The following is a 21,354-nucleotide window of genomic DNA, read 5'->3' as shown; positions in this document are numbered from 1 at the left end:
GCAATGTTATCTAGTTTTGAGAGAACATAAAAAACTTGTTGACTTTTAAAGTAAATAAGTTATAATAATGATTGTCTCAAAAGAATAATGTCTGGTAATGATGGCAGAGAGGTCACACCCGTTCCCATACCGAACACGGAAGTTAAGCTCTCTAGCGCCGATGGTAGTTGGGACCTTGTCCCTGTGAGAGTAGGACGTTGCCAGGCAATATTATTCCGCAGTAGCTCAGCGGTAGAGCTATCGGCTGTTAACCGATCGGTCGTAGGTTCGATTCCTACCTGCGGAGCCATTGGAGAGCTGTCCGAGTTGGCCGAAGGAGCACGATTGGAAATCGTGTATACGTCATAAGCGTATCAAGGGTTCGAATCCCTTGCTCTCCGCCATAGGATTTATAATATTTGGCCCGTTGGTCAAGTGGTTAAGACACCGCCCTTTCACGGCGGTAACACGGGTTCGAATCCCGTACGGGTCACCACTTTGGAGGATTAGCTCAGCTGGGAGAGCACCTGCCTTACAAGCAGGGGGTCGGCGGTTCGATCCCGTCATCCTCCACCATATAAATTTTATATGAATAGTATTATCGCGGGGTGGAGCAGCACGGTAGCTCGTCGGGCTCATAACCCGAAGGTCGCAGGTTCAAATCCTGTCCCCGCAACCAAATGGTCCCGTGGTGTAGTGGTTAACATGCCTGCCTGTCACGCAGGAGATCGCCGGTTCGACCCCGGTCGGGACCGCCATTTTAATAAGGCTCGGTAGCTCAGTCGGTAGAGCAGAGGACTGAAAATCCTCGTGTCGGCGGTTCGATTCCGTCCCGAGCCACCATTTATTTCAATAAAATACGCCGGCTTAGCTCAATTGGTAGAGCAACTGACTTGTAATCAGTAGGTTGGGGGTTCAAGTCCTCTAGCCGGCACCATGTAAGTTTCGGAGGGGTAGCGAAGTGGCTAAACGCGGCGGACTGTAAATCCGCTCCTTCGGGTTCGGCAGTTCGAATCTGCCCCCCTCCACCATTTACATAGGGGCATAGTTTAAAGGTAGAACTGAGGTCTCCAAAACCTCCAGTGTGGGTTCGATTCCTACTGCCCCTGCCAAATATATTTACACAACATGGCGGTTGTGGCGAAGTGGTTAACGCACCGGATTGTGGCTCCGGCATTCGTGGGTTCGATTCCCATCAGTCGCCCCATTTTTATTTTAAAAATTACAAATAATTTAATTGATACTTACATATAATTAAGTAAGAATTCGATGGGCTATAGCCAAGCGGTAAGGCAACGGACTTTGACTCCGTCATGCGCTGGTTCGAATCCAACTAGCTCAGACATGTCTTGCGGAAGTAGTTCAGTGGTAGAATACAACCTTGCCAAGGTTGGGGTCGCGGGTTCGAATCCCGTCTTCCGCTCCAATAAAATTTAATATGACGGCATAGCCAAGTGGCACAGGCAGAGGTCTGCAAAACCTTAAAATCCTGCGGTGGGTGACCATCCGGTTGCCGCCTTTTCTTTTGTGCCGATGTGGCGGAATTGGCAGACGCGCACGACTCAAAATCGTGTTCCTTCGGGAGTGTCGGTTCGACCCCGACCATCGGTATCATGAACGTCGTAAAAAAACTCTATACAATTAGTATAGAGTTTTTTTGTTTTCTTTTCATTACATGACAAAATAAGCACAAAAAGTGTACGGAAACATTAAAAGGATAAAAACAAACATTCAATTTTATCCTTTTAATTGCGGTATTTAGTGAGAATTTCTCCACCCTGGTGACATGAAGTTAAATCCGACACCACCAGTAGATATTAGTACATTATCAACGGTTAAGTTTGTAATTTCTAAAAACTTCTTTTTAAACTCTTCTCTGTTGTACTTATACATTGTTGAGTGGCACGCCCACATTTGCGTTGAAGTACTTAACCAGTCCCCTAATTCCTTCAATTTAGGAAACGCCTCAAATTGGATTGGTTCATCTCATTTCATGAATCTTACTTGATAGATAGTTGGGTTTAACTTTTCTCCTATTCCTTTAAAAGCATGTGATTTTTTTTCATTTGAATGTGTCATAATTCTCCCTTCATCTTTTCTTCGAATTTTTCCCTATTTTTATTATACAACAATAGAAAGTAATTATAGGAATATTATGGAAATAGGTATCAGCAATATAAAAAGACTCTAACAGAAATGTTAGAGTCTTTTTTGTTAAATTATATTATGTGATGCTAAAATTCGTAATAAACTTAGGAATTCATGTATAATATAACTTGTCGAAAGAACAAAATGATAGTGATTTATATTATGTCTGTAATATGAATCAAAAATGAACTTTTTATATTTCTTTTAAAAATGTGTTGAACACACATTATATTTCATATTAATATTTTTATGTAGATTTAAAACGAGAAAGAGAGTGGAAAGTATGGGCCGTAAATGGAACAATATTAAAGACAAAAAAGCATCAAAAGATGCAAATACAAGCCGTATATACGCGAAATTTGGACGTGAAATTTATGTGGCGGCAAAACAAGGCGAGCCAGATCCAGAATCAAATCAAGCGCTTAGAGTCGTATTAGAACGTGCGAAAACATACAATGTACCAAGAACAATTATTGATCGTGCAGTTGAAAAAGCAAAAGGCGGTTCAGAGGAAAATTATGACGAGCTTCGTTATGAAGGATTTGGACCAAATGGAGCTATGGTTATTGTAGATACACTTACAAATAACGTAAACCGTACTGCAGCAGATGTACGAGCTGCATTTAGCAAAAACAGTGGTAACATGGGTGTAAACGGTTCTGTAGCTTACATGTTTGATGCGACAGCTGTTATCGGCCTTGAAGGTAAAACATCAGATGAAGTTCTTGAAATTTTAATGGAAGCAGATGTAGATGCACGTGACATTCTAGAAGAAGAAGATGCTGTTATCGTGTATGCTGAACCAGATCAATTCCATTCAGTACAATCTGCACTTAAAGGTGCTGGTGTTGAAGAATTTACAGTTGCAGAATTAACAATGCTTGCACAAAGTGATGTTACACTTCCTGAAGATGCTCAAGTACAATTTGAGAAAATGGTTGATGCATTAGAAGATTTAGAAGATGTACAACAAGTTTACCACAACGTAGACTTAGGAGAGTAATATGATGAAAGCCCCTTTTCGTTTAACGAATAGGGGCTTTTTTTATGAAGTTAATTAAGGTGATGAATTATTAAAGGTATTTTGGTGTAGATAGGGATATATGAAATAACCATTATTTCTAGGAGGCTTAGTATGGAACATAAGACACCAAAGCATATAGTTGCCGTAGCAGGTTATTTAACAAATGAGAAAAATGAAGTGTTATTAACAAAGGTACACTGGCGAGCTGATACGTGGGAAATGCCAGGAGGACAGGTAGAAGAAGGAGAAGCACTCGATCAAGCTGTCTGTAGGGAAATAAAAGAGGAAACAGGGTTAACGGTGAAGCCTATCGGAATTACCGGGGTTTATTATAATGCCTCTATGCACATTCTAGCTGTTGTTTTTAAAGTAGCATATGTGAGTGGCGAAATAAAAATTCAACCTGAAGAAATACAAGAGGCTAAATTTGTTGATTTAAATGAAGAGAACATAGATGAGTATATAACTCGTCCTCATATGAAATCCAGAACGCTTGATGCAATGAGAGCAACACATTGTATTCCGTATGAAACGTGGGAAGTACAGCCATATAATTTAATAGGAAGATTGTAAAGAAAAGAGTAGCTGATTTGAGATACATTCAAATCACTACTCTTTTTTTGTATACTGTTTAAGAAAAAGGTCAAAATAATAATAGTGTTAGTATTGATTTATAGAACGTTTGTTCTGTATAATGTATATGTTATATACATTAAGATTACTAGATACTCAAAAGTACATATATTTGTAGATGATATAATTAAAGTATAAAGTGAAAATATAATAGCCTTAAGGCTTACTCTGTTATTGGTTATTCGTGATTGAATATAATCTATATTCAATATTTCAGATGAATAGTAGATAAAAAAGGTCTGTGATACAATACTTTTTTACCCCGCTATTTGCCGGGAACGTGATTGGTGAGGGCTGATTAAAGTTTCACTTTATACCTTACAATGATGTAAGGTACGTGTAAGAGAAATCGATGGGATATTTTTTTACAACAATGTATTCTTAAAGTAAGAGTTATATGCTGTGTGGAAAAGAGGTGTTCAAGATGAAAGAACGAGTATTATCTAGGGTGAACTATCATCAAAAAGTTGCATTAAATCCAATGACTAAACTTTTTTATAAAGCCATTATATTATTATTATTGTTAAGTTGTACGTTATTATTCATTGGAAATGTAATGATTGAGAAAAGTGACATTAGTAAATTACATGTACCGGCTAATTTAGAGGTGCCAGAATCATTAACACATGCATTTATTGCGACAGAAGATAAAAGATTTTATCATCATAACGGTTTAGATTATATAGCAATTATTAGGGCCTCTGTTGAGAATATAAAGGCTGGTGGTGTCGTGCAAGGAGGAAGCACGATTACACAGCAGCTATCTAAAAATGCTTTTTTAACTAATGAGCGTACATTTTCTCGTAAGTGGAAAGAGATTTTTTATACGAAAAAAATTGAACGCACATTTACGAAGGATGAAATTTTAAAATTATATGTAAGTAACATTTATTATGGTGAAGGAGCATGGGGAATTGAAAAAGCAGCAAACCTTTACTTCGGTAAAAAGGTGAACCAATTAACGTTGGCTGAAAGTGCAATGATGGCTGCTGTAGTAAAAGCACCTGCTTATTACTCACCTGCCCAAAATTATGATAAAGCAGTAGAGAGACGAAATGTTGTGTTGAGACTAATGGAGAAAGAAGGCTATATAAGCCATGATGAGTATGTTCAAGCAGTTAGTGAGAAATTAGTAATTCGTCATGATATAAAAATAGAGCAGTCGATGTTAAATAGTGCGCGTAAAAAAGCAGTAAGTTAAGAGAAGTTCCTACAGAGGAGCTTCTTTTTTTGAATAAATTGTGACACAATATCGTCACAATTATTGTGTTTTTGTAATTTATGTGAGCGTGTTCATTGCGTGACGTATATAAGTGTTGATATTATGTGTATTGTGTACAATGCTGTATACAGAATATGAATTTAAAGAGGAATGTATATGAAATCAAATAAACTCATGGCTCTTGGTATAGTTTTTTCTATCGCAGTATTGATTGTAATTGGAACAATTGCGTATAGCATCATAAATGACAAAAAAGATAAAGGGAATGAGATGTTTGCTTATTCCACGCAACAATCTTTAGGGAAAGATGATGCTCCAGTTAAGGTAGTTGAATTTGGAGACTTTAAATGTCCTGCTTGTCGTACTTGGGATGTAACAGTATTACCTCGATTAAAAGAAGAGTATATTGATAAAGGCAAAGTGCAGTTATATTTTATTAACTTCCCATTTATCGGAAAAGACTCGGATTTAGGTGCAGCAGCTGGTGAAGCAATTTATAAACAAGATAAAGATTCATTCTGGATTTTCTATGATGAGATTTATCAAAATCAAAAGAAAGATACGGAAGAATGGATTACAGAAGATTTGCTTCTTAGCATTGTGAAAGAGAAACTTCCAAAAGTTGATGTAGAGCAATTTAAGAAAGATTTACACAGTAAAGAAATTACAGAAAAAGTACGTAAAGATTCAGATCGTGCTCAAAAATTAAAAGTTCAAGGTGCTCCTTCAGTATATGTAAACGGAAATCTTGCAAACCCTGATTTCGATAGTATGAAGAAGGCCATTGATAAAGAATTGAAAAAGTGATGAGGTCTCTCATCACTTTTTCGACTTTTTTCGATAAAATTCTTGCCTCTATTTTTTTAACATGCTATACTACTTTACATAAGTTATTCTAATATCTTATATGTAATTCATATTTGCGGGTGTAGTTTAGTGGTAAAACAAGAGCCTTCCAAGCTCTGGTCGAGAGTTCGATTCTCTTCACCCGCTCCAAATTTTATTAAATGTTTTTCTATAAATTGTGATCAACGCAGTGTTTCGTTTCCGAGATAAACGAGGCATTGCGTTTTTTAATGTTTGAAAAATATAATTACATGCGAAAATAGAAGTAAATAATAGTATTCCAAAAGTGAATTACTAACCAATAAAGTCGTTACATAAGGGATGATGGATTCATCTGAGGAGGCGATTAAGAGTGGATTTTGAACAATTAAAGCAAGATGTAATTGCGTATAGTAAAACAATTGGCATAGATAAAATAGGCTTTGCGAGTGCTTCTCCTTTTGAGGAATTAAAGCAGCGCTTAATCCAGCAACAACAATTAAATTATCAATCTGGATTTGAAGAGCCTGATATAGAGAAGAGAACGAATCCGCAACTTTTATTACCGGGTGCTAAATCAATTATTGCGATTGCTTTAGCATATCCTTCAAAATTAAAAAATGCACCATTAAGTAAGCGTGGAGAACGCCGTGGAATTTTTTGCCGTGCTTCTTGGGGACAAGATTATCATCTTGTTTTACGAGATCGTTTGCAAAAATTAGAAGCATATTTAATTGAAAAACTTCCAGATATAGAAGTGAAGTCCATGGTTGATACAGGTGAATTAAGTGATCGAGCTGTATCAGAGCGTGCAGGCATTGGCTGGAGTGGGAAAAACTGTGCTATTATTACACCTGAATTCGGTTCGTACGTATACTTAGGGGAAATGATTACAAATGTTCCATTCCCGCCAGATAAGCCGATAGAAGATCAATGCGGGGGCTGTACGAAATGTATCGATATTTGTCCTACAGGTGCTTTAATACAGGGGGGACAGTTAGATTCGAAGAAGTGTATTGCGTTTTTAACACAGACGAAAGGATTCCTACCTGAAGAATATCGCGATAAAATAGGAAATCGTATATATGGATGTGATACGTGTCAGACTGTTTGCCCGAAAAACAAAGGAATGGATTTTCATAATCATCCTGAGATGGAGCCGGATCCTGAGCTAGTTAAACCATTATTAACGCCACTTTTAACAATTAGTAATCGTGATTTTAAAGAGAAATATGGGATTATGTCAGGGTCATGGAGAGGGAAAAAGCCACTGCAAAGAAATGCGATTTTAGCATTAGCACATTTTAAAGAAGCATCGGCAATTCCTGATTTAATTGGTGTTATGAAAGATGACCCAAGACCGGTATTGCGCGGAACGGCAGCATGGGCACTTGGGAAAATTGGGGGAGATGGAGTAGGCGAAGCGATTGAGAAAGCGATGGAACGTGAGAAAGATGAAGAAGTACTTCATGAAATGAATCGCGGGCTTGAATTGTTAGCACAGAAAAAAGAGTAGATAATATTTCCCTTTTTCATATTGTAATATGGGAGGGAAACGAAATGGCTGTAAAAATGAATATTGAAAAGCAAGTACAACAGTTTTTAGCATATATCACAGAGAAACGAACAGACGTGGATGGTATTGCTGAGGATTTACTACAAATGGCACAGAGAAAGAAACAATTGTTTCAAAGGCGTAGTGCACATATAGTGAAAGCAATTGCGGATGTTTCTTTCATTAGACAATTAAATAGTAATGACCATCAAGAAATTGATTATCAAATACATTTTAAATATTTAATTAAGCATAAAGAATTATTTTATATTGAAGAGGAACAATTAAAACGAAGAGTTTGTTTAAATAATAGTCGGATTATAGGCGATTATGATATTGAAGTGTCAGAAGAAATTAGAATGGGTGAGACATTAGAAAGGGAAATTACGAAAGAGAAGTACGGTTCTTATCAGTATAATCGTTTAGAGGCAGTGAAATATGCAGAGCGTTGGTGGGATGACCGAAATCCTATGTATCGTAATTTCCCTGATAATTGTACGAATTTCATTTCTCAATGTCTTCATACTGGAGAAGTACCTATGAACGGATATCCTAATATTCGTAAAGGATGGTGGCAAAGGGAGAATCAGTGGAGTTGGAGCTGGGCTGTTGCACATTCTTTTTATTGGTATTTGTCAGGTGCTACAACAGGACTTCGAGCAGAGGCGGTAGAGAGGCCAGAAGAACTTATTCTTGGAGATGTAATTGCTTATGATTTCGAGGATGACGGAAGATGGAATCATACGACGATTGTAGTAGCAAAAGATGCAGATGGTATGCCGCTTGTAAATGCACATTCAGCAAATAGCCGTCGACGTTATTGGAACTATGAAGACTCTAGTAAATATACACCACAAATGAAATATAAATTCTTTCATATTATTAATGGGTAGAGATTTTTCGCTCAAGTGGTATAATACGTAGTAGACAAAAAACAGAGGTGAATATCGCGTGGGAGTACATGTTGTTTTATATCAGCCAGAAATTCCAGCAAATACAGGAAATATTGCTCGTACTTGTGCAGCAACTGGAACAGAATTACATTTGATTAGACCGCTTGGATTTTCAACGGATGATAAAATGTTAAAGCGTGCCGGATTAGATTATTGGCAGCACGTGAAAATTACGTATTATGATTCAATTGAAGAATTTTATGAAAAAAATAAAGATGGTGAATTCTTCTATTTAACGAAGTATGGCGAGAAAGCTCATACAGCGTTTGACTATAGCAAGCGCGAGAAGGATTACTATTTTGTATTTGGAAGAGAAACAAACGGCTTACCAGCTAATGTAATCGAAGAAAACTTTGATCATTGTTTACGTATTCCAATGACAGATAAAGTACGTTCATTAAATTTATCTAATACAGCAGCAATTTTAATTTATGAAGCATTCCGTCAACAAAATTACCCTGGATTAGATTTAGAAATCGTTTATTAAAAGTCGCCATATGGCGACTTTTTTTTATAAAATAAAAATAATATGTGATCATACGTTTAAAAGAGAGGACATAATCATATAGAATGGGATATATGATTAAAAATAGATAAGACGGGTTGAGATAAATATGAAGGAAGAATATAGTAATCAAAATACCTTTTTAAGTATGATAGATATGGATTTAATTAGACAAGGGTTATTACATGCTATTCAAGATTTAGTATTTATATTGAAAGTTATTGATGATGAAACGTTTAAATATATGTATGTGAATAAAATAGGAATGGATTATGCTAGGTTAAGCGAAGAGTGCTATGGAAAAACTTTTGCAGAAGTATTACCGAAAGATATAGCGGGGATATTGCAAAGGCAATATGAAAAAGTAGTGAGAGAAGCGAAAGCACACACTTTTTGTGATGTAGTCAAATTACCAAAAGGTGAGATACATTATGAATCTTCACTTAATCCTGTCTGCGATGAAGAAGGAATATGTCAATTTGTTATTTGTATTACAAGAGATATTACAGCTCAAATTGAGGAGAAGACAGAGATAGAGGAAAAACAAATGTTATTTAAGTCGTTACTGGAATATAATAATGACTCAATTATATCTATAGATTCTATAGGGAGAGTTACATATGCAAATCCGGCAACGTATGAAATATTTGGATACCGGTATGAGGAATTAAATAATAAATTTATTTTTGAATTTATTAATAAAGAATATGAAAAAGATTTTCAAATTATATTTAAGGGATCGATGCAAGGAAAAGCAAAACAAATTGTTTCAAAGAAATATGTTCATAAAGAAGGGTACGAGCTATATATTTCTTTGAGAACTATCCCGATTATTGTGAACGGTGAAATTGTTGGAGTGTATATTGTTACGAGAGATGTTACAAGGCAAGTATTAAACGAAATGCGAACAGAATATTTAGCTTACTATGACCAGTTAACAGGATTAATGAATAGAATTTCATGTACAAATAAGTTAAATACTTTTTTAAAAGAGAGTATAAATTTTGCGCTTGTATTTATAGATTTAGATGAGTTTCATCGTATTAATGATACATTTGGTCATAAAGAGGGAGATAAAGTATTACAAAAAGTGACAGAATGTTTAAGCAATCTAAAAATAGAAGGTATGCACTTATTTAGAGAACACGATGATCAATTTGTTATGTTGATAGAAAATATAACGAAAGAATGTGTAGAGGAAGTTGCAAAAAGCATACTGAAAAATATTAGTGAATATTTTGTAATTGAGAAAGAAGATGTATATTTAAGTGCGTCAATTGGAATTGTAATGGCTCCAGCAGATGGAGAAGATGAAAAAATACTATTTCAGAGAGTCGATGCTGCCTTAGAAAAAGCAAAAGACAAAGGAAAAGGACATTATCATTTTTATTGTAGTGGATTAGACTGTGAGCGTGAACAAAGGTTTATAATAGAAAACCAGTTACATCGTGCTATAGAAAAAAATGAATTTTTCTTATATTATCAGCCACAAATTAATATTGAGACGAAAAAAATAGCTAGTATGGAAGCTTTAATAAGGTGGGAGAATAAGGAATTAGGATTTGTTTCTCCAAACCAATTTATTCCGTTGGCAGAAAGAACAGGATTTATTATTAAGCTCGATGAATGGGTAGTAAATCAAGTGTGTCAGCAACTGCGCGAATGGTTAAATAAAGGATATGAAGTGGTCCCAATTGCAGTTAATATTTCAGCTAGACACTTTCGCTCTATTACATTAATAGAGATGATTACACGGGCTTTAAATAAGTACAATGTACCAGCTCATTTATTAGCGATAGAGGTTACAGAAGGAGCTCTTATACATAAAGATATATCGAAGAGAGTGTTACTACAATTAAAAGAACAAAATTTAAAGATTCATTTAGATGATTTTGGAACAGGCTATTCATCTTTAAGTTACTTAAAAACATATCCAATTGATACTTTAAAAATTGATCGTTCTTTTATGGAAGGTATACATATAGATGAACGTGATACGAATATTACAGCTGCAATTATTCATTTAGCTCATACTTTAGAATTGAATGTAATTGCAGAGGGAGTAGAAAAAAAGGAGCAAATACAGTTTTTGAAAGAAAAGAATGTGAAGCTTGTACAAGGTTATTATTATAGCCGACCACTATCCAAATATGATATGGAAAATATGTATTATAAATAATGCATAAAAAAATGATGTGCTAAAAGCACATCATTTTTTATGTGTACCTGGTTTGTCATTGTAACCGGATGTAAAAATCGCTGTAAGAAATGTGAGTGATACACCTAAAATTAATAATAATTTCATACTAATATCCTCCTTACTTTTTTCGGTTCACGAGTTTTATTTATTACCCAAAATGTATGTAAGGTTCTTAGAAGAAAAGAATTTATTTATAATGAATAGCAGTGTAAAAACGTTAATACCTATATTATACAGAATTTTCTTTGAATTTTGGAGAGAATTTTAGCGTGCTATTATATATTTCGTTTTGATTTAAAGAATGTTTAAGGACATCCTAGCATACCTTTTATAATAATCCGATTGAACAAGGAGATGGGGGAGGAGCTATAATGGATATTCTAAAAAAGATTGAACAGCATCGAGCAGCAGAAGAACGTTTACAATGGGAAGGTACGTTTGCGGAGTATTTGGAGCTTGTGAAAGAAAGACCATGGGTGGCTCAAACAGCACACTCTCGCATTTACAATATGATAAAAGATGCCGGAATTGAAGAAGTTGATGGTAGAAGAAAGTATAACTTCTTTAGTAATCAGCTCTTTGGATTAGAGGATGCTCTAGAACGTCTTGTAGAGGAATATTTTCATCCATCTGCAAAACGATTAGATGTTAGAAAAAGAATTTTATTATTAATGGGTCCTGTTAGTGGAGGGAAATCAACGTTAGTTACGATGTTGAAACGAGGATTAGAAACATATTCAAGAACAGATCGCGGAGCAATTTTTGCAATTAAAGGATGCCCAATGCATGAGGATCCACTGCATTTAATTCCACATCATTTACGAGATGATTTCTTTGATGAGTATGGAGTTAGAATTGAAGGGAATTTATCACCACTAAATGTCATGCGTTTAGAGCAAGAATACGGATCAAGAATTGAGGATGTAGTTGTAGAGCGTATTTTCTTCTCTGAAGATCGCCGTACAGGGATTGGTACATTTAGCCCGTCTGATCCGAAATCACAGGATATTGCAGATTTAACAGGTAGTCTGGACTTTTCTACGATTGCAGAATATGGTTCAGAATCAGATCCGCGTGCGTATCGATTTGATGGAGAATTAAATAAGGCAAACCGAGGAATGATGGAGTTCCAAGAGATGTTAAAATGCGATGAGAAGTTTTTATGGCACTTATTATCGCTTACGCAAGAAGGGAATTTCAAAGCGGGAAGATTTGCGCTTATTTCAGCAGATGAATTAATTGTAGCGCATACGAATGAAACAGAGTATCGCTCATTTATAGCAAATAAGAAAAATGAAGCATTACACTCAAGAATTATTGTAATGCCAGTTCCTTATAATTTACGAGTAAGTGAAGAAGAACATATTTATGAAAAAATGATTCGTGAAAGTGATGTGTCGAATGTTCACATTGCACCACACACACTTCGCGTTGCAGCAATGTTCACTATTTTAACTCGTTTAAAAGATCCGAAGCGTCCGGATATTGATTTAATTAAAAAGATGCGTTTGTATGATGGAGAGACTGTAGAAGGTTATAATGCGATTGATGTAGAAGAATTACAACGCGAATATCAAGATGAAGGTATGAAGGGGATTGATCCTCGTTATGTCATTAATCGAATTTCGTCTACAATCATTCGAAAAGAGGTACCATCTATTAACGCGTTAGATGTACTTAGATCTTTAAAAGATGGGCTGGATCAGCATCCATCGATTAGTAATGAAGACCGTGAACGTTATATGAATTTCATCTCATTGGCGAGAAAAGAATACGATGAAATCGCGAAGAAAGAAGTACAAAAAGCGTTTGTTTATTCATATGAAGAATCAGCTAAGACGCTTATGGATAATTACTTAGATAACGTCGAGGCGTACTGCAATAAATCGAAATTACGTGATCCGTTAACAGGGGAAGAAATGAGTCCAGATGAAAAACTAATGCGCTCAATTGAAGAGCAAATTGGAATTTCAGAAAATGCTAAGAAAGCATTCCGTGAAGAGATTTTAATTCGCATTTCTGCTTATGCCCGTAAAGGAAAACGCTTTGATTATAATTCACATGAACGTCTTCGTGAAGCGATTCAGAAAAAACTATTTGCTGATTTAAAAGATATAGTGAAAATTACAACATCAACGAAAACACCGGACGAAAATCAGCTTAAGAAAATCAATGATGTTGTTGCACGTTTAATTGATGAGCATGGCTATAATTCTTCTTCAGCAAATGAATTACTACGCTATGTAGGTAGCTTGTTAAACCGATAGTTTGATAACAAAACGCTGTCTCTTGTATTTTGCGGGACAGCGTTTTATTATCCGTTCATATGTGTGTAAAGTGTCATACCTTGTCCAAATGTAATAAATTAAGATGCAATTTGATGAATTTATTGTCAATTATTTTTACAATATGCATATGATAGAGTAACCAACCATTCATACGAAAAAAGCCAACACAATACAATATGTTGCAAAGTAAAAATGTGTGCAACAATGCATTGTGTTTCTTTCTTATCAGTGGCTGAATATTTCTTTCTATTATGTGAGTGGCAAAATTTTGTTTAGGATGCTCGGGGTATTGTATGAAAAACGTTATAAATGTTTATGGGATGATTTTCTATGGGCAGTTACCTTTCAAATATTCTAGCTTGCACATTACAGAACAAAATTTGTAGCTTGCTGTTCATACAGGAAGACAATTACAGTAAGGAGGGAAAGGAATGGGCGAAGAAAATCAACCAAATTATACGATTTCACAGGAAAACTGGTCCCTCCATCGCAAAGGATATGACGACCAACAGCGCCATCAAGAAAAAGTACAAGAGGCAATTAAGAATAATTTACCCGATCTTGTAACAGAAGAAAGTATAGTTATGTCTAATGGCAAGGATGTTGTAAAAATACCAATTCGTTCTCTAGATGAATATAAGATTAGATACAATTATGATAAAAATAAACATGTTGGGCAAGGAAACGGTGACAGCAAAGTTGGTGATGTCGTTGCGAGAGATGGATCAGGTGGTCAAAAACAAAAAGGGCCAGGAAAAGGGCAAGGAGCAGGAGATGGAGCTGGGGAAGATTACTATGAAGCTGAAGTCTCTATTTTAGAATTAGAGCAAGCGTTTTTCAGAGAGTTAGAGCTGCCTAATTTAAAGAGAAAAGAAATAGATGAAAACCGGATTGAACATGTTGAATTTAATGACATTAGAAAAACAGGATTATGGGGAAATATCGATAAGAAACGAACAATGATATCCGCATATAAACGAAATGCGATGCGTGGTAAAGCATCTTTCCATCCAATTCATCAAGAAGATTTAAAGTTCCGCACTTGGAATGAAGTATTAAAGCCAGATTCAAAGGCTGTTGTGTTAGCGATGATGGATACGAGTGGATCGATGGGAATGTGGGAGAAGTATATGGCACGTAGCTTCTTTTTCTGGATGACAAGATTTTTACGCACAAAGTATGAAACAGTTGATATTGAATTTATTGCTCATCATACAGAAGCGAAAGTCGTTACAGAAGAAGAATTCTTTTCAAAAGGAGAAAGTGGTGGAACAATCTGCTCCTCCGTATACAAAAAAGCACTCGAGCTAATCGATAATAAATATTCACCAGACCGCTATAATATTTATCCATTCCATTTTTCAGATGGTGATAATTTAACTTCAGATAATGCTAGATGTGTAAAACTTGTTGAAGAATTAATGAAGAAGTGTAATATGTTTGGGTATGGGGAAGTGAATCAGTACAACCGCCATAGTACCCTCATGTCAGCCTATAAAAATATTAAAGATGAGAATTTTAGATATTATATTTTAAAGCAAAAAGCAGACGTATTCCATGCGATGAAGAGCTTTTTTAAAGAAGAAACCGGAGAAAAAATGGCATAACCCCCTTAAAAAGGGGTTATTTTTTTGTAAACTTTTTATTTTTCCAGTTGACAATAATAATGAAAATCATTGTCATTTGTTCGGGAGATGATTACATTTCGAATTATATATTTCGGAGGAGATGTAAAGTTGAAACAAAATAAAAGAAAACGTATAAATGCAATAGTTATAGCTGCCTGAAAGAATTTTTATTAAAGGAAAATTAAAATATCTATTTTTTATCTTTAGTCAAGAATGCTTGTAGTTAATTAAAAAAAGAGTCAATCTTTCAATTGATGTTTAGAAGTCGTAATATAAATGATTAAATAGATTTTAGTTAATTATAATAGTTTTTTGCCACTTGTTTGTTGTGCGTAAATAGTTTTTTCGTAATATCTCGTAAAGTAAAAAGGATATAATAAATCTTAAACTCTTTTGGAACAGAGTTGTAATTTTTCATTTAAAATAAGAAAGTATGTTTTTTTCAGGTTATTAACATTGGGAAAATTTTGAAATTAAAAAAGTTCGCCGAATCATCATGGGATAAATTTGGGGTGGTGAGGTTATGAAGAATGTCATTCTATGTATATAGTATTTATACGTGTAAAGAATTACTTTATATAACATGTTCTGTATACAAAAGTGAGGATTGGAATAAAATTTAATTTTTTATATTCCTTTTACAAATGTGAAATCTGTAAGGTATCCATTTTTTTCTGCGTTAGCAAAAGTATATCAATAATAATAATGTATATTTTAATATTGTTGGGAGAATGAATCTACGTTCTATTGCACGCTGCAACTAATAATTTAATAAATGGAGTAGGGCTGCCTTATGATCTATTTCTATTTTCTATAAATTTTAGTTCGATTTAAAGCATAATAAAATCCTTTTTTTGGATTTTATTATATAAATAAATGGGTATAACTGGGTTTGCGGAGTTTGACGCTTTCCCCTTTTTCAAAGTAAAATGAAAACACTAAGGAGGGAAAATAGTGGAAATTAAATCTATGCATCTCAATATTAAGATTAGAATAGTTACATCTTTTTTAACTCGTACAGTAGGAATTATGATTTTTCCATTTATGGCGATTTATTTTTCCATAAAATTAGGAGCAGCATTAGCAGGATTTTTATTGTTATTAAATGTAATTACATCACTTATTGTAGGACTATATGGAGGTTATATTTCTGATATATTAGGACGCAAGAAGGTCATGATTATCGGACAAGTGATACAGGTGATTTCTATCGCCTGTATGGGGATTGTGAACTCAAATTATATTGATTCACCTTGGTTTACATTTTTGTTTATGCTTATAAATAGCATTGGTGCCGGATTAATGAATCCGGCAGCAGAAGCAATGTTAATTGATGTGAGTACACCAGAAAATAGAAAAATGATGTACAGTATTAATTACTGGGCAGTCAACTTGTCTATAGCGATTGGTGCTATTCTTGGAGGGATTCTTTTTGAACAATATCGATTTCAATTATTTATGCTATTGACAGGTATTGCATCATTAACATTATATTTGATTACAGTTTATATGGAAGAAGTGTATGTAGTTCAAAAGAAAATAGAAAAGAAAAATGTGTTGCAGGACATGGTAAAGAATTATGGAGTTGTAGTAAAAGATCGAGCATTTATGGTACTGTGCTGTGCAAGTCTATGTACATTGTCATTAGAATTCCAAATCAATAATTATATCGGAGTCCGTCTGCAACAGGAATTTGAAACGATAACATTTTCATTCTGGAATGGGAATCACTTTGATTTAACAGGTATCCGTATGCTCAGTTGGATCTCCGCTGAGAATACAGTATGCATCGTTCTATTTTCAGCTTTTATCGTGAAGTTTATGAAATATTTTCATGACCGAAAAGTACTATTTATTGGGTTATTTTTGTATACAATGGGATTTATGATATTGGGATCAAGTAATAGCTTGTGGATTTTATTACTAGCAGGTCTACTTCAAACGATAGGAGAGATGATGTATGTTCCAGTAAGCCAGTCACTTCGAGCAGATATGGCCCGTGCTGACGCTAGGAGTTCGTATATGGCTATTAACGGAATGATATTTCAAATTGCAAAAATGGTTGGAGCGCTTGGAATTATGATGGGTTCTCTAATTAATTCTTGGGGGATGAGCATCTTATTTGGGTTAATAGGGATAATTAGTATTCTGTTATTTAAGAAAGCACTTGTTATGTCTCAATATCGATTTGGGAAGGTAGAAAAGATAATGTAATGATATAACGAAGCTACTTGTTTTTACATGACAAGTAGCTTTTAGGAAAATATTAAGGTATCTCTTCCTTTTTTATAATAATTATATAAATAATACATTTTCAATTAATAGTAAGAATATAAAATAATCTAAATGGAAAAGAAGATATTGAATGTGAAATCAACTTAAAGATGGTGCAATAGTCATTATTTTGTATAATGAAAGAATTCGATTTTGGTAAAAAATACGAATAAGAGAATGTATAAGGACAATTGTAAAAACGATTACAATTGTGAAGAATAAAAAATGAATTCGGAGAAGAGCGAAATGGGGATACATACAAAAAAAATGATTAAAAGCTTAGAACAAAAAATGGCGTTTTGCGTAAAGGTAGTATTTAAATCAATACGAAATGATGAAGAAAAAAAAATTAATGAAGTTATTCATAACAGTATAAGCGATATTAATATGATGTTGAGTCTAATTGAGACCTATATGAAGGTTGAAAAAGAATCTACAAAAGAACTAAAACAGCTTCAAAAAAAATTAATACAAACCCGATCCTATATTGAATTTGAATGTAACAAGTTAAAAATTAGTATTTAAAAGATGATCAAAAATGTAATTATATCTTTGCATATAACTATATGGGGTGAATTTAATTGGGGCACTTTTGGATTTGGTATAAATTGTGAGTTGGAAGGCCTTTAGAGGGAAATGTGTATAAAAAAATGTTTAATTTAACCGATATAATAAGAGAGTTTTAAACTTACTATACGAGAATATATATTAGTACAGATAATTATGTTTTCTATACATATAGATTTCAACGCATAAAAAAACAATATAAGGAGATACATGAAACGAGGAAAGTTTATGGAAATATACGCGGTTAAAATAATTGATATAAATAGTGAGCAGTTAGACGAGTTAAGTTTATTAATTGATTCAAGGAAAAGACATAGAATAAAAAAGTATGTGAAAAAAAAGAATAAGCTTCAGACATTAATGGGAGAAATATTGTTAAGATCGATAATTATTCAAAAGCTTAACATTAATAATAAAGATATCATATTTAATAATGATTATTATGGAAAACCGCACTTGAAGAATTATCCAAATGTTTTTTTTAATCTGTCTCATTCTGGAGATTTTGTTGTATGTGCATTTGATGAGTATCCAGTAGGAATTGATATAGAAAAAATAAAAGACATTGAATACGAGGATTTAGCTAAAAATTTTTTTACCAACAGAGAGTATGATTATATTATGAAAAATGATTTGGATCAACAATTGAATAAATTTTATGATATATGGACATTAAAAGAGAGTTACATTAAGTGTTGTGGCAAAGGTTTATCCCTTTCTTTGAAATCTTTTTCGATTGAAATAAGTGGATTAAAAGAAATTAATGTAATTATGGGATGTAGTTATACGGATCATAAGTTACAAATTCTAGAATTCGAATTTGGATATAGAATGGCTGTTTGTACATTAAATAAAGAAAATTTTCCTTATATAAAAACAGTAAATCAAAGTGAATTAATTGATACATATAAGAGGCTCTACAATGTATAGTGCCAATGACTTTTGTATACTAATCCTAGAATTAGATAAAATATAAACGGAAGTCTTTATTTTATCACTCTGTATGTGAAAATATAATATGATTTAAAAGAAAACTTGTATGATTGGTGTCTGCAAAGGAATTTTAGAATGGAAAACCGCGCTATAAATATTGTGAGAGAAGGATATAAACTTTATCCTCTAAATTTGAACTAGCTTAAATAATCAAATCTTTTATGCAATAAAAGACTTGATGCTAGAACGTCAGGATAATAAAGGTAGAAAGGAGTAGAAACAACTTGTATGAAAGGTTATTAATTATGAAAAAAGCAGAGGTTCACAATAATGGAATATTCATCGAAAAAATTATAAAGTATTTTGCTTTTTATTCTATATTCAGTTCAATATTCAAGATATATCCAATAAATATAAAACAAGCGGTTTTTGTGTCCATTATTACAGTGCTTTTAATAGTAAATGACTATGCTAGAGTTAAATTTCAAAATAAACTTAATTCATTTTGGTATTCTCTCTCTTTTATTGGGAGTAATGTTCTTGCTGGTTTTTTACTATATGAAGTCTATTGTATTGGATCACAAATTTATATAATCATTTTACTTATTGAAATTATTGTTACAACTAAAGAAATACCAAGATTTATATTAGGGTTGCATTTTATTATCTATTTAATTGCCCTTAAAATTGCTAATACGAATATAAAAGATATACTAACTTCTTATTTGGTCATTATGTCAATCCTCTATCTTTTTAGAAATATTTTGTTGGAAAAAGAAAAAATACAAATATTAAATCAAGAATTAAAGGTGGCAAACACAACTCTTAAAGAATACTCGGAAAAAATAAAAGAATTAACCATTTCTAAGGAAAGAACAAGAATAGCTCAGGAACTTCACGATTCTCTTGGTCATTATCTAGTTGCACTGACGATGAATCTGGAATATGCTGCAAAAGTTGTAGATATAGAGCCGGAGAAAGTGAAGAATGTAATAAAAAAATCGCAAAATTTGTCAAGGGATTGTATCCTAAATCTGAGACAAGCCGTGGCGTTGTTAAATGCTAATCCTGTCCAAAAAGGATTGCGTAAATCGATTGAAGAGATTTTTGGGAATTTCCGTGAAACTAGCGGAATAGAATTCGAATTAGAAATAAATGAAGCAGTTGAATTTGTTAATCCGGATATTAAAAATTGTCTTTATAAAACAGTACAAGAAGCAATAACGAATGGAATAAAGCATGGTAATGCAAAAAAATTCTCCATAAAGATACATAAAAATTATGATCAGATTTTACTAATTATAATGAATGAAGGTGCAAGATGTACAAATGTTGTCAAATCGAATGGGATTAACGGCATAGAAAGCAGAATTATTGCGCTTGGTGGGGAGGTTCATTTTTATTCAGATGATCACTCAGGGTTTATTGTAAAAGCTAGTATACCTGAGATTATCGACCTTTAATCATGTGAGATGAATATCCACTTTCTCAAAATATTAAGGAGGCAATCACATGGATGTTGTTATAGTAGATGACCAGCAAATTGTTAGAGAAGGATTGAAAATGATTTTGAGTCTTCATGAGGAAATTAATATTGTCGGTGAGGCTTCTAATGGTGAGGAATTGTTAGAGCTTCTCTCATATATATGCCCTGAAATTATTTTAATGGATATAAGAATGCCGATAATGGACGGTATAATAGCAACAAAGTTGGTTAAAGAAAAGTATCCTAAAATTAAAGTTATTATTCTTACAACGTTTAATGATAGTGAATATATTTTTACGGGGCTTAAAAATGGAGCAGATGGCTATATCCTTAAAGATTCAGATTCACAAGAGATAATTGATTCAATTAAAACAGCTTTTGAAGGGAATATTCTTTTGAATCCTAAGATTACACTGAAAGTTGTAAAAGCATTAAATTCAGTGAATTATAAAGAGGCAGTTAAAGCAGAATTTAATGAGAATAAACAACTTTCGAACTTGCTTACACCAAGAGAACTGGAAGTTGCAAAACATATTATGGAAGGGAAGAGTAATAAAGCAATTAGTAATGAGTTATTTATAACTGAAGGTACCGTTAAGAATTATGTTTCAAGAATACTCGAAAAATTGGACTTAAATAACAGAACAGAGTTGACTTTGTATTTACAGAAATTCATTTGATTAAGATTAATCTTCTTAGAGTTTTTATAATATCAAGATAATCTTTACACATATTTGATGAGCATGTATAAATGTTATTATTTTATTAACTAGCATTCTTTTAAAGTCATAAGCCAGAGTCTATATAACACATATTATTATAATGTACCGAAAAAGGGATTAATCTTATGATTCATCCCTTTTTTACTATACATATTGACATAGTGAAAAAATATTCAGTAAATAAGCGTAAGGAGCACTCTCACTTTATGCTAAACACTTCATATTTTATTGTCATATATCTTTAGTCTATTTAAAGAAAATAATCGAGAAATTTCTAACACTATCTTAATTATTCCTAATAAATAAGTTCATATATGACTAAAGTAATGGATTAATTAACATCTAAAGTAATACGTTAATTGAGTACTATAGTAAATAGCAAAGAAATTCATACAGAGATAAAATATAAGAA

15 protein-coding genes, 16 tRNA genes, 1 rRNA gene and 1 pseudogene are annotated in these 21,354 nt (G+C 33.4%); 32 read left to right on the top strand and 1 reads right to left on the bottom strand.

Annotation, left to right across the window (positions count from 1 at the left end):
* The first annotated feature begins 90 nt into the window (after positions 1-90).
* The 16 genes from rrf (at position 91) to DN400_RS24380 (ending at position 1,590) form a co-directional block, all read left to right on the top strand.
* Positions 91-206, top strand: a 5S ribosomal RNA gene (gene rrf / locus DN400_RS24455).
* An 8-nt stretch (positions 207-214) separates the two neighbouring features.
* Positions 215-289 (top strand) — tRNA-Asn (locus DN400_RS24450).
* Positions 290-291: 2 nt separating this feature from the next.
* Positions 292-383, top strand: a tRNA-Ser gene (locus tag DN400_RS24445).
* Between the two features lie 17 nt (positions 384-400).
* A tRNA-Glu gene (locus tag DN400_RS24440) sits at positions 401-475 on the top strand.
* Positions 476-479: 4 nt separating this feature from the next.
* Positions 480-555, top strand: a tRNA-Val gene (locus tag DN400_RS24435).
* A 26-nt stretch (positions 556-581) separates the two neighbouring features.
* Positions 582-658: transfer RNA gene (locus DN400_RS24430), tRNA-Met, on the top strand.
* Between the two features lie 3 nt (positions 659-661).
* Positions 662-737 (top strand) — tRNA-Asp (locus DN400_RS24425).
* Between the two features lie 9 nt (positions 738-746).
* Positions 747-822: transfer RNA gene (locus DN400_RS24420), tRNA-Phe, on the top strand.
* Between the two features lie 18 nt (positions 823-840).
* Positions 841-916, top strand: a tRNA-Thr gene (locus tag DN400_RS24415).
* 10 nt (positions 917-926) lie between these two features.
* Positions 927-1,010, top strand: a tRNA-Tyr gene (locus tag DN400_RS24410).
* Positions 1,011-1,017: 7 nt separating this feature from the next.
* A tRNA-Trp gene (locus tag DN400_RS24405) sits at positions 1,018-1,091 on the top strand.
* Between the two features lie 19 nt (positions 1,092-1,110).
* A tRNA-His gene (locus DN400_RS24400) sits at positions 1,111-1,186 on the top strand.
* 63 nt (positions 1,187-1,249) lie between these two features.
* Positions 1,250-1,321 (top strand) — tRNA-Gln (locus DN400_RS24395).
* A 9-nt stretch (positions 1,322-1,330) separates the two neighbouring features.
* A tRNA-Gly gene (locus tag DN400_RS24390) sits at positions 1,331-1,405 on the top strand.
* 14 nt (positions 1,406-1,419) lie between these two features.
* Positions 1,420-1,498: transfer RNA gene (locus DN400_RS24385), tRNA-Cys, on the top strand.
* A 10-nt stretch (positions 1,499-1,508) separates the two neighbouring features.
* Positions 1,509-1,590, top strand: a tRNA-Leu gene (locus DN400_RS24380).
* A 147-nt stretch (positions 1,591-1,737) separates the two neighbouring features.
* Here DN400_RS24380 and DN400_RS24375 read toward each other — a convergent pair.
* A pseudogene (locus DN400_RS24375) lies at positions 1,738-2,058 on the bottom strand (DUF3884 family protein).
* A 352-nt stretch (positions 2,059-2,410) separates the two neighbouring features.
* Here DN400_RS24375 and DN400_RS24370 point away from each other — a divergent pair.
* The 16 genes from DN400_RS24370 (at position 2,411) to DN400_RS24295 (ending at position 20,900) form a co-directional block, all read left to right on the top strand.
* Complete coding sequence (locus DN400_RS24370) at positions 2,411-3,130, top strand: YebC/PmpR family DNA-binding transcriptional regulator (RefSeq protein ID WP_000532949.1); 720 nt, start codon at positions 2,411-2,413, stop codon at positions 3,128-3,130.
* Between the two features lie 132 nt (positions 3,131-3,262).
* Positions 3,263-3,724, top strand: coding sequence for an NUDIX hydrolase (locus DN400_RS24365; protein WP_000400463.1), 462 nt, complete (start codon positions 3,263-3,265; stop codon positions 3,722-3,724).
* 484 nt (positions 3,725-4,208) lie between these two features.
* On the top strand, positions 4,209-4,985 hold the full coding sequence (locus DN400_RS24360) for a transglycosylase domain-containing protein (protein WP_000664716.1): 777 nt from the start codon (positions 4,209-4,211) through the stop codon (positions 4,983-4,985).
* Positions 4,986-5,162: 177 nt separating this feature from the next.
* Positions 5,163-5,813 carry a DsbA family protein gene (locus DN400_RS24355; protein ID WP_000841308.1) on the top strand — a complete coding sequence of 217 codons (651 nt, stop codon included), beginning with the start codon at positions 5,163-5,165 and terminating at the stop codon, positions 5,811-5,813.
* A gap of 115 nt (positions 5,814-5,928) precedes the next feature.
* Positions 5,929-6,002 (top strand) — tRNA-Gly (locus tag DN400_RS24350).
* A 202-nt stretch (positions 6,003-6,204) separates the two neighbouring features.
* Positions 6,205-7,347, top strand: a complete 1,143-nt coding sequence (queG, locus tag DN400_RS24345) for a tRNA epoxyqueuosine(34) reductase QueG (protein WP_000345209.1) — start codon at positions 6,205-6,207, stop codon at positions 7,345-7,347.
* A gap of 44 nt (positions 7,348-7,391) precedes the next feature.
* Entirely contained in the window at positions 7,392-8,279 is an 888-nt protein-coding gene (locus DN400_RS24340; protein ID WP_000279322.1) for an amidase domain-containing protein, read from the top strand.
* Between the two features lie 58 nt (positions 8,280-8,337).
* Positions 8,338-8,826 (top strand): tRNA (uridine(34)/cytosine(34)/5-carboxymethylaminomethyluridine(34)-2'-O)-methyltransferase TrmL, encoded by a 489-nt coding sequence (gene trmL, locus DN400_RS24335; RefSeq protein WP_000538147.1) that lies wholly within the window; start codon positions 8,338-8,340, stop codon positions 8,824-8,826.
* 127 nt (positions 8,827-8,953) lie between these two features.
* Positions 8,954-11,023 (top strand): sensor domain-containing protein, encoded by a 2,070-nt coding sequence (locus DN400_RS24330; RefSeq protein ID WP_016513613.1) that lies wholly within the window; start codon positions 8,954-8,956, stop codon positions 11,021-11,023.
* A gap of 392 nt (positions 11,024-11,415) precedes the next feature.
* Positions 11,416-13,311, top strand: coding sequence for a PrkA family serine protein kinase (locus tag DN400_RS24325; RefSeq protein WP_000353273.1), 1,896 nt, complete (start codon positions 11,416-11,418; stop codon positions 13,309-13,311).
* Positions 13,312-13,763: 452 nt separating this feature from the next.
* Complete coding sequence (gene yhbH, locus DN400_RS24320; RefSeq protein ID WP_147801994.1) at positions 13,764-14,939, top strand: sporulation protein YhbH; 1,176 nt, start codon at positions 13,764-13,766, stop codon at positions 14,937-14,939.
* 990 nt (positions 14,940-15,929) lie between these two features.
* A complete protein-coding gene (locus DN400_RS24315; protein ID WP_481747369.1) occupies positions 15,930-17,174 on the top strand; it encodes an MDR family MFS transporter in 1,245 nt (414 codons plus the stop codon).
* Between the two features lie 306 nt (positions 17,175-17,480).
* Complete coding sequence (locus tag DN400_RS24310) at positions 17,481-17,759, top strand: hypothetical protein (RefSeq protein ID WP_065229712.1); 279 nt, start codon at positions 17,481-17,483, stop codon at positions 17,757-17,759.
* A 270-nt stretch (positions 17,760-18,029) separates the two neighbouring features.
* Positions 18,030-18,731 carry a 4'-phosphopantetheinyl transferase family protein gene (locus tag DN400_RS24305; protein WP_098205721.1) on the top strand — a complete coding sequence of 234 codons (702 nt, stop codon included), beginning with the start codon at positions 18,030-18,032 and terminating at the stop codon, positions 18,729-18,731.
* Positions 18,732-19,039: 308 nt separating this feature from the next.
* Positions 19,040-20,197, top strand: coding sequence for a sensor histidine kinase (locus tag DN400_RS24300; RefSeq protein WP_065229721.1), 1,158 nt, complete (start codon positions 19,040-19,042; stop codon positions 20,195-20,197).
* A 49-nt stretch (positions 20,198-20,246) separates the two neighbouring features.
* Positions 20,247-20,900, top strand: a complete 654-nt coding sequence (locus tag DN400_RS24295; RefSeq protein WP_065229714.1) for a response regulator transcription factor — start codon at positions 20,247-20,249, stop codon at positions 20,898-20,900.
* The last annotated feature ends 454 nt before the right edge of the window (positions 20,901-21,354 follow it).

The organism is Bacillus sp. AR8-1 (genome assembly GCF_008042345.1).
Classification (GTDB): domain Bacteria; phylum Bacillota; class Bacilli; order Bacillales; family Bacillaceae_G; genus Bacillus_A; species Bacillus_A cereus.
This window is presented reverse-complemented; position numbering and strand designations above follow the sequence as displayed.

Coding starts and splice junctions, on each gene's coding strand:
- DN400_RS24370 (WP_000532949.1), top strand. CDS start 2,411: ATGGGCCGTAAATGGAACAATATTAAAGACAAAAAAGCATCAAAAGAT.
- DN400_RS24365 (WP_000400463.1), top strand. CDS start 3,263: ATGGAACATAAGACACCAAAGCATATAGTTGCCGTAGCAGGTTATTTA.
- DN400_RS24360 (WP_000664716.1), top strand. CDS start 4,209: ATGAAAGAACGAGTATTATCTAGGGTGAACTATCATCAAAAAGTTGCA.
- DN400_RS24355 (WP_000841308.1), top strand. CDS start 5,163: ATGAAATCAAATAAACTCATGGCTCTTGGTATAGTTTTTTCTATCGCA.
- DN400_RS24340 (WP_000279322.1), top strand. CDS start 7,392: ATGGCTGTAAAAATGAATATTGAAAAGCAAGTACAACAGTTTTTAGCA.
- DN400_RS24330 (WP_016513613.1), top strand. CDS start 8,954: ATGAAGGAAGAATATAGTAATCAAAATACCTTTTTAAGTATGATAGAT.
- DN400_RS24325 (WP_000353273.1), top strand. CDS start 11,416: ATGGATATTCTAAAAAAGATTGAACAGCATCGAGCAGCAGAAGAACGT.
- yhbH (WP_147801994.1), top strand. CDS start 13,764: ATGGGCGAAGAAAATCAACCAAATTATACGATTTCACAGGAAAACTGG.
- DN400_RS24315 (WP_481747369.1), top strand. CDS start 15,930: ATGCATCTCAATATTAAGATTAGAATAGTTACATCTTTTTTAACTCGT.
- DN400_RS24310 (WP_065229712.1), top strand. CDS start 17,481: ATGGGGATACATACAAAAAAAATGATTAAAAGCTTAGAACAAAAAATG.
- DN400_RS24305 (WP_098205721.1), top strand. CDS start 18,030: ATGGAAATATACGCGGTTAAAATAATTGATATAAATAGTGAGCAGTTA.
- DN400_RS24300 (WP_065229721.1), top strand. CDS start 19,040: ATGAAAAAAGCAGAGGTTCACAATAATGGAATATTCATCGAAAAAATT.
- DN400_RS24295 (WP_065229714.1), top strand. CDS start 20,247: ATGGATGTTGTTATAGTAGATGACCAGCAAATTGTTAGAGAAGGATTG.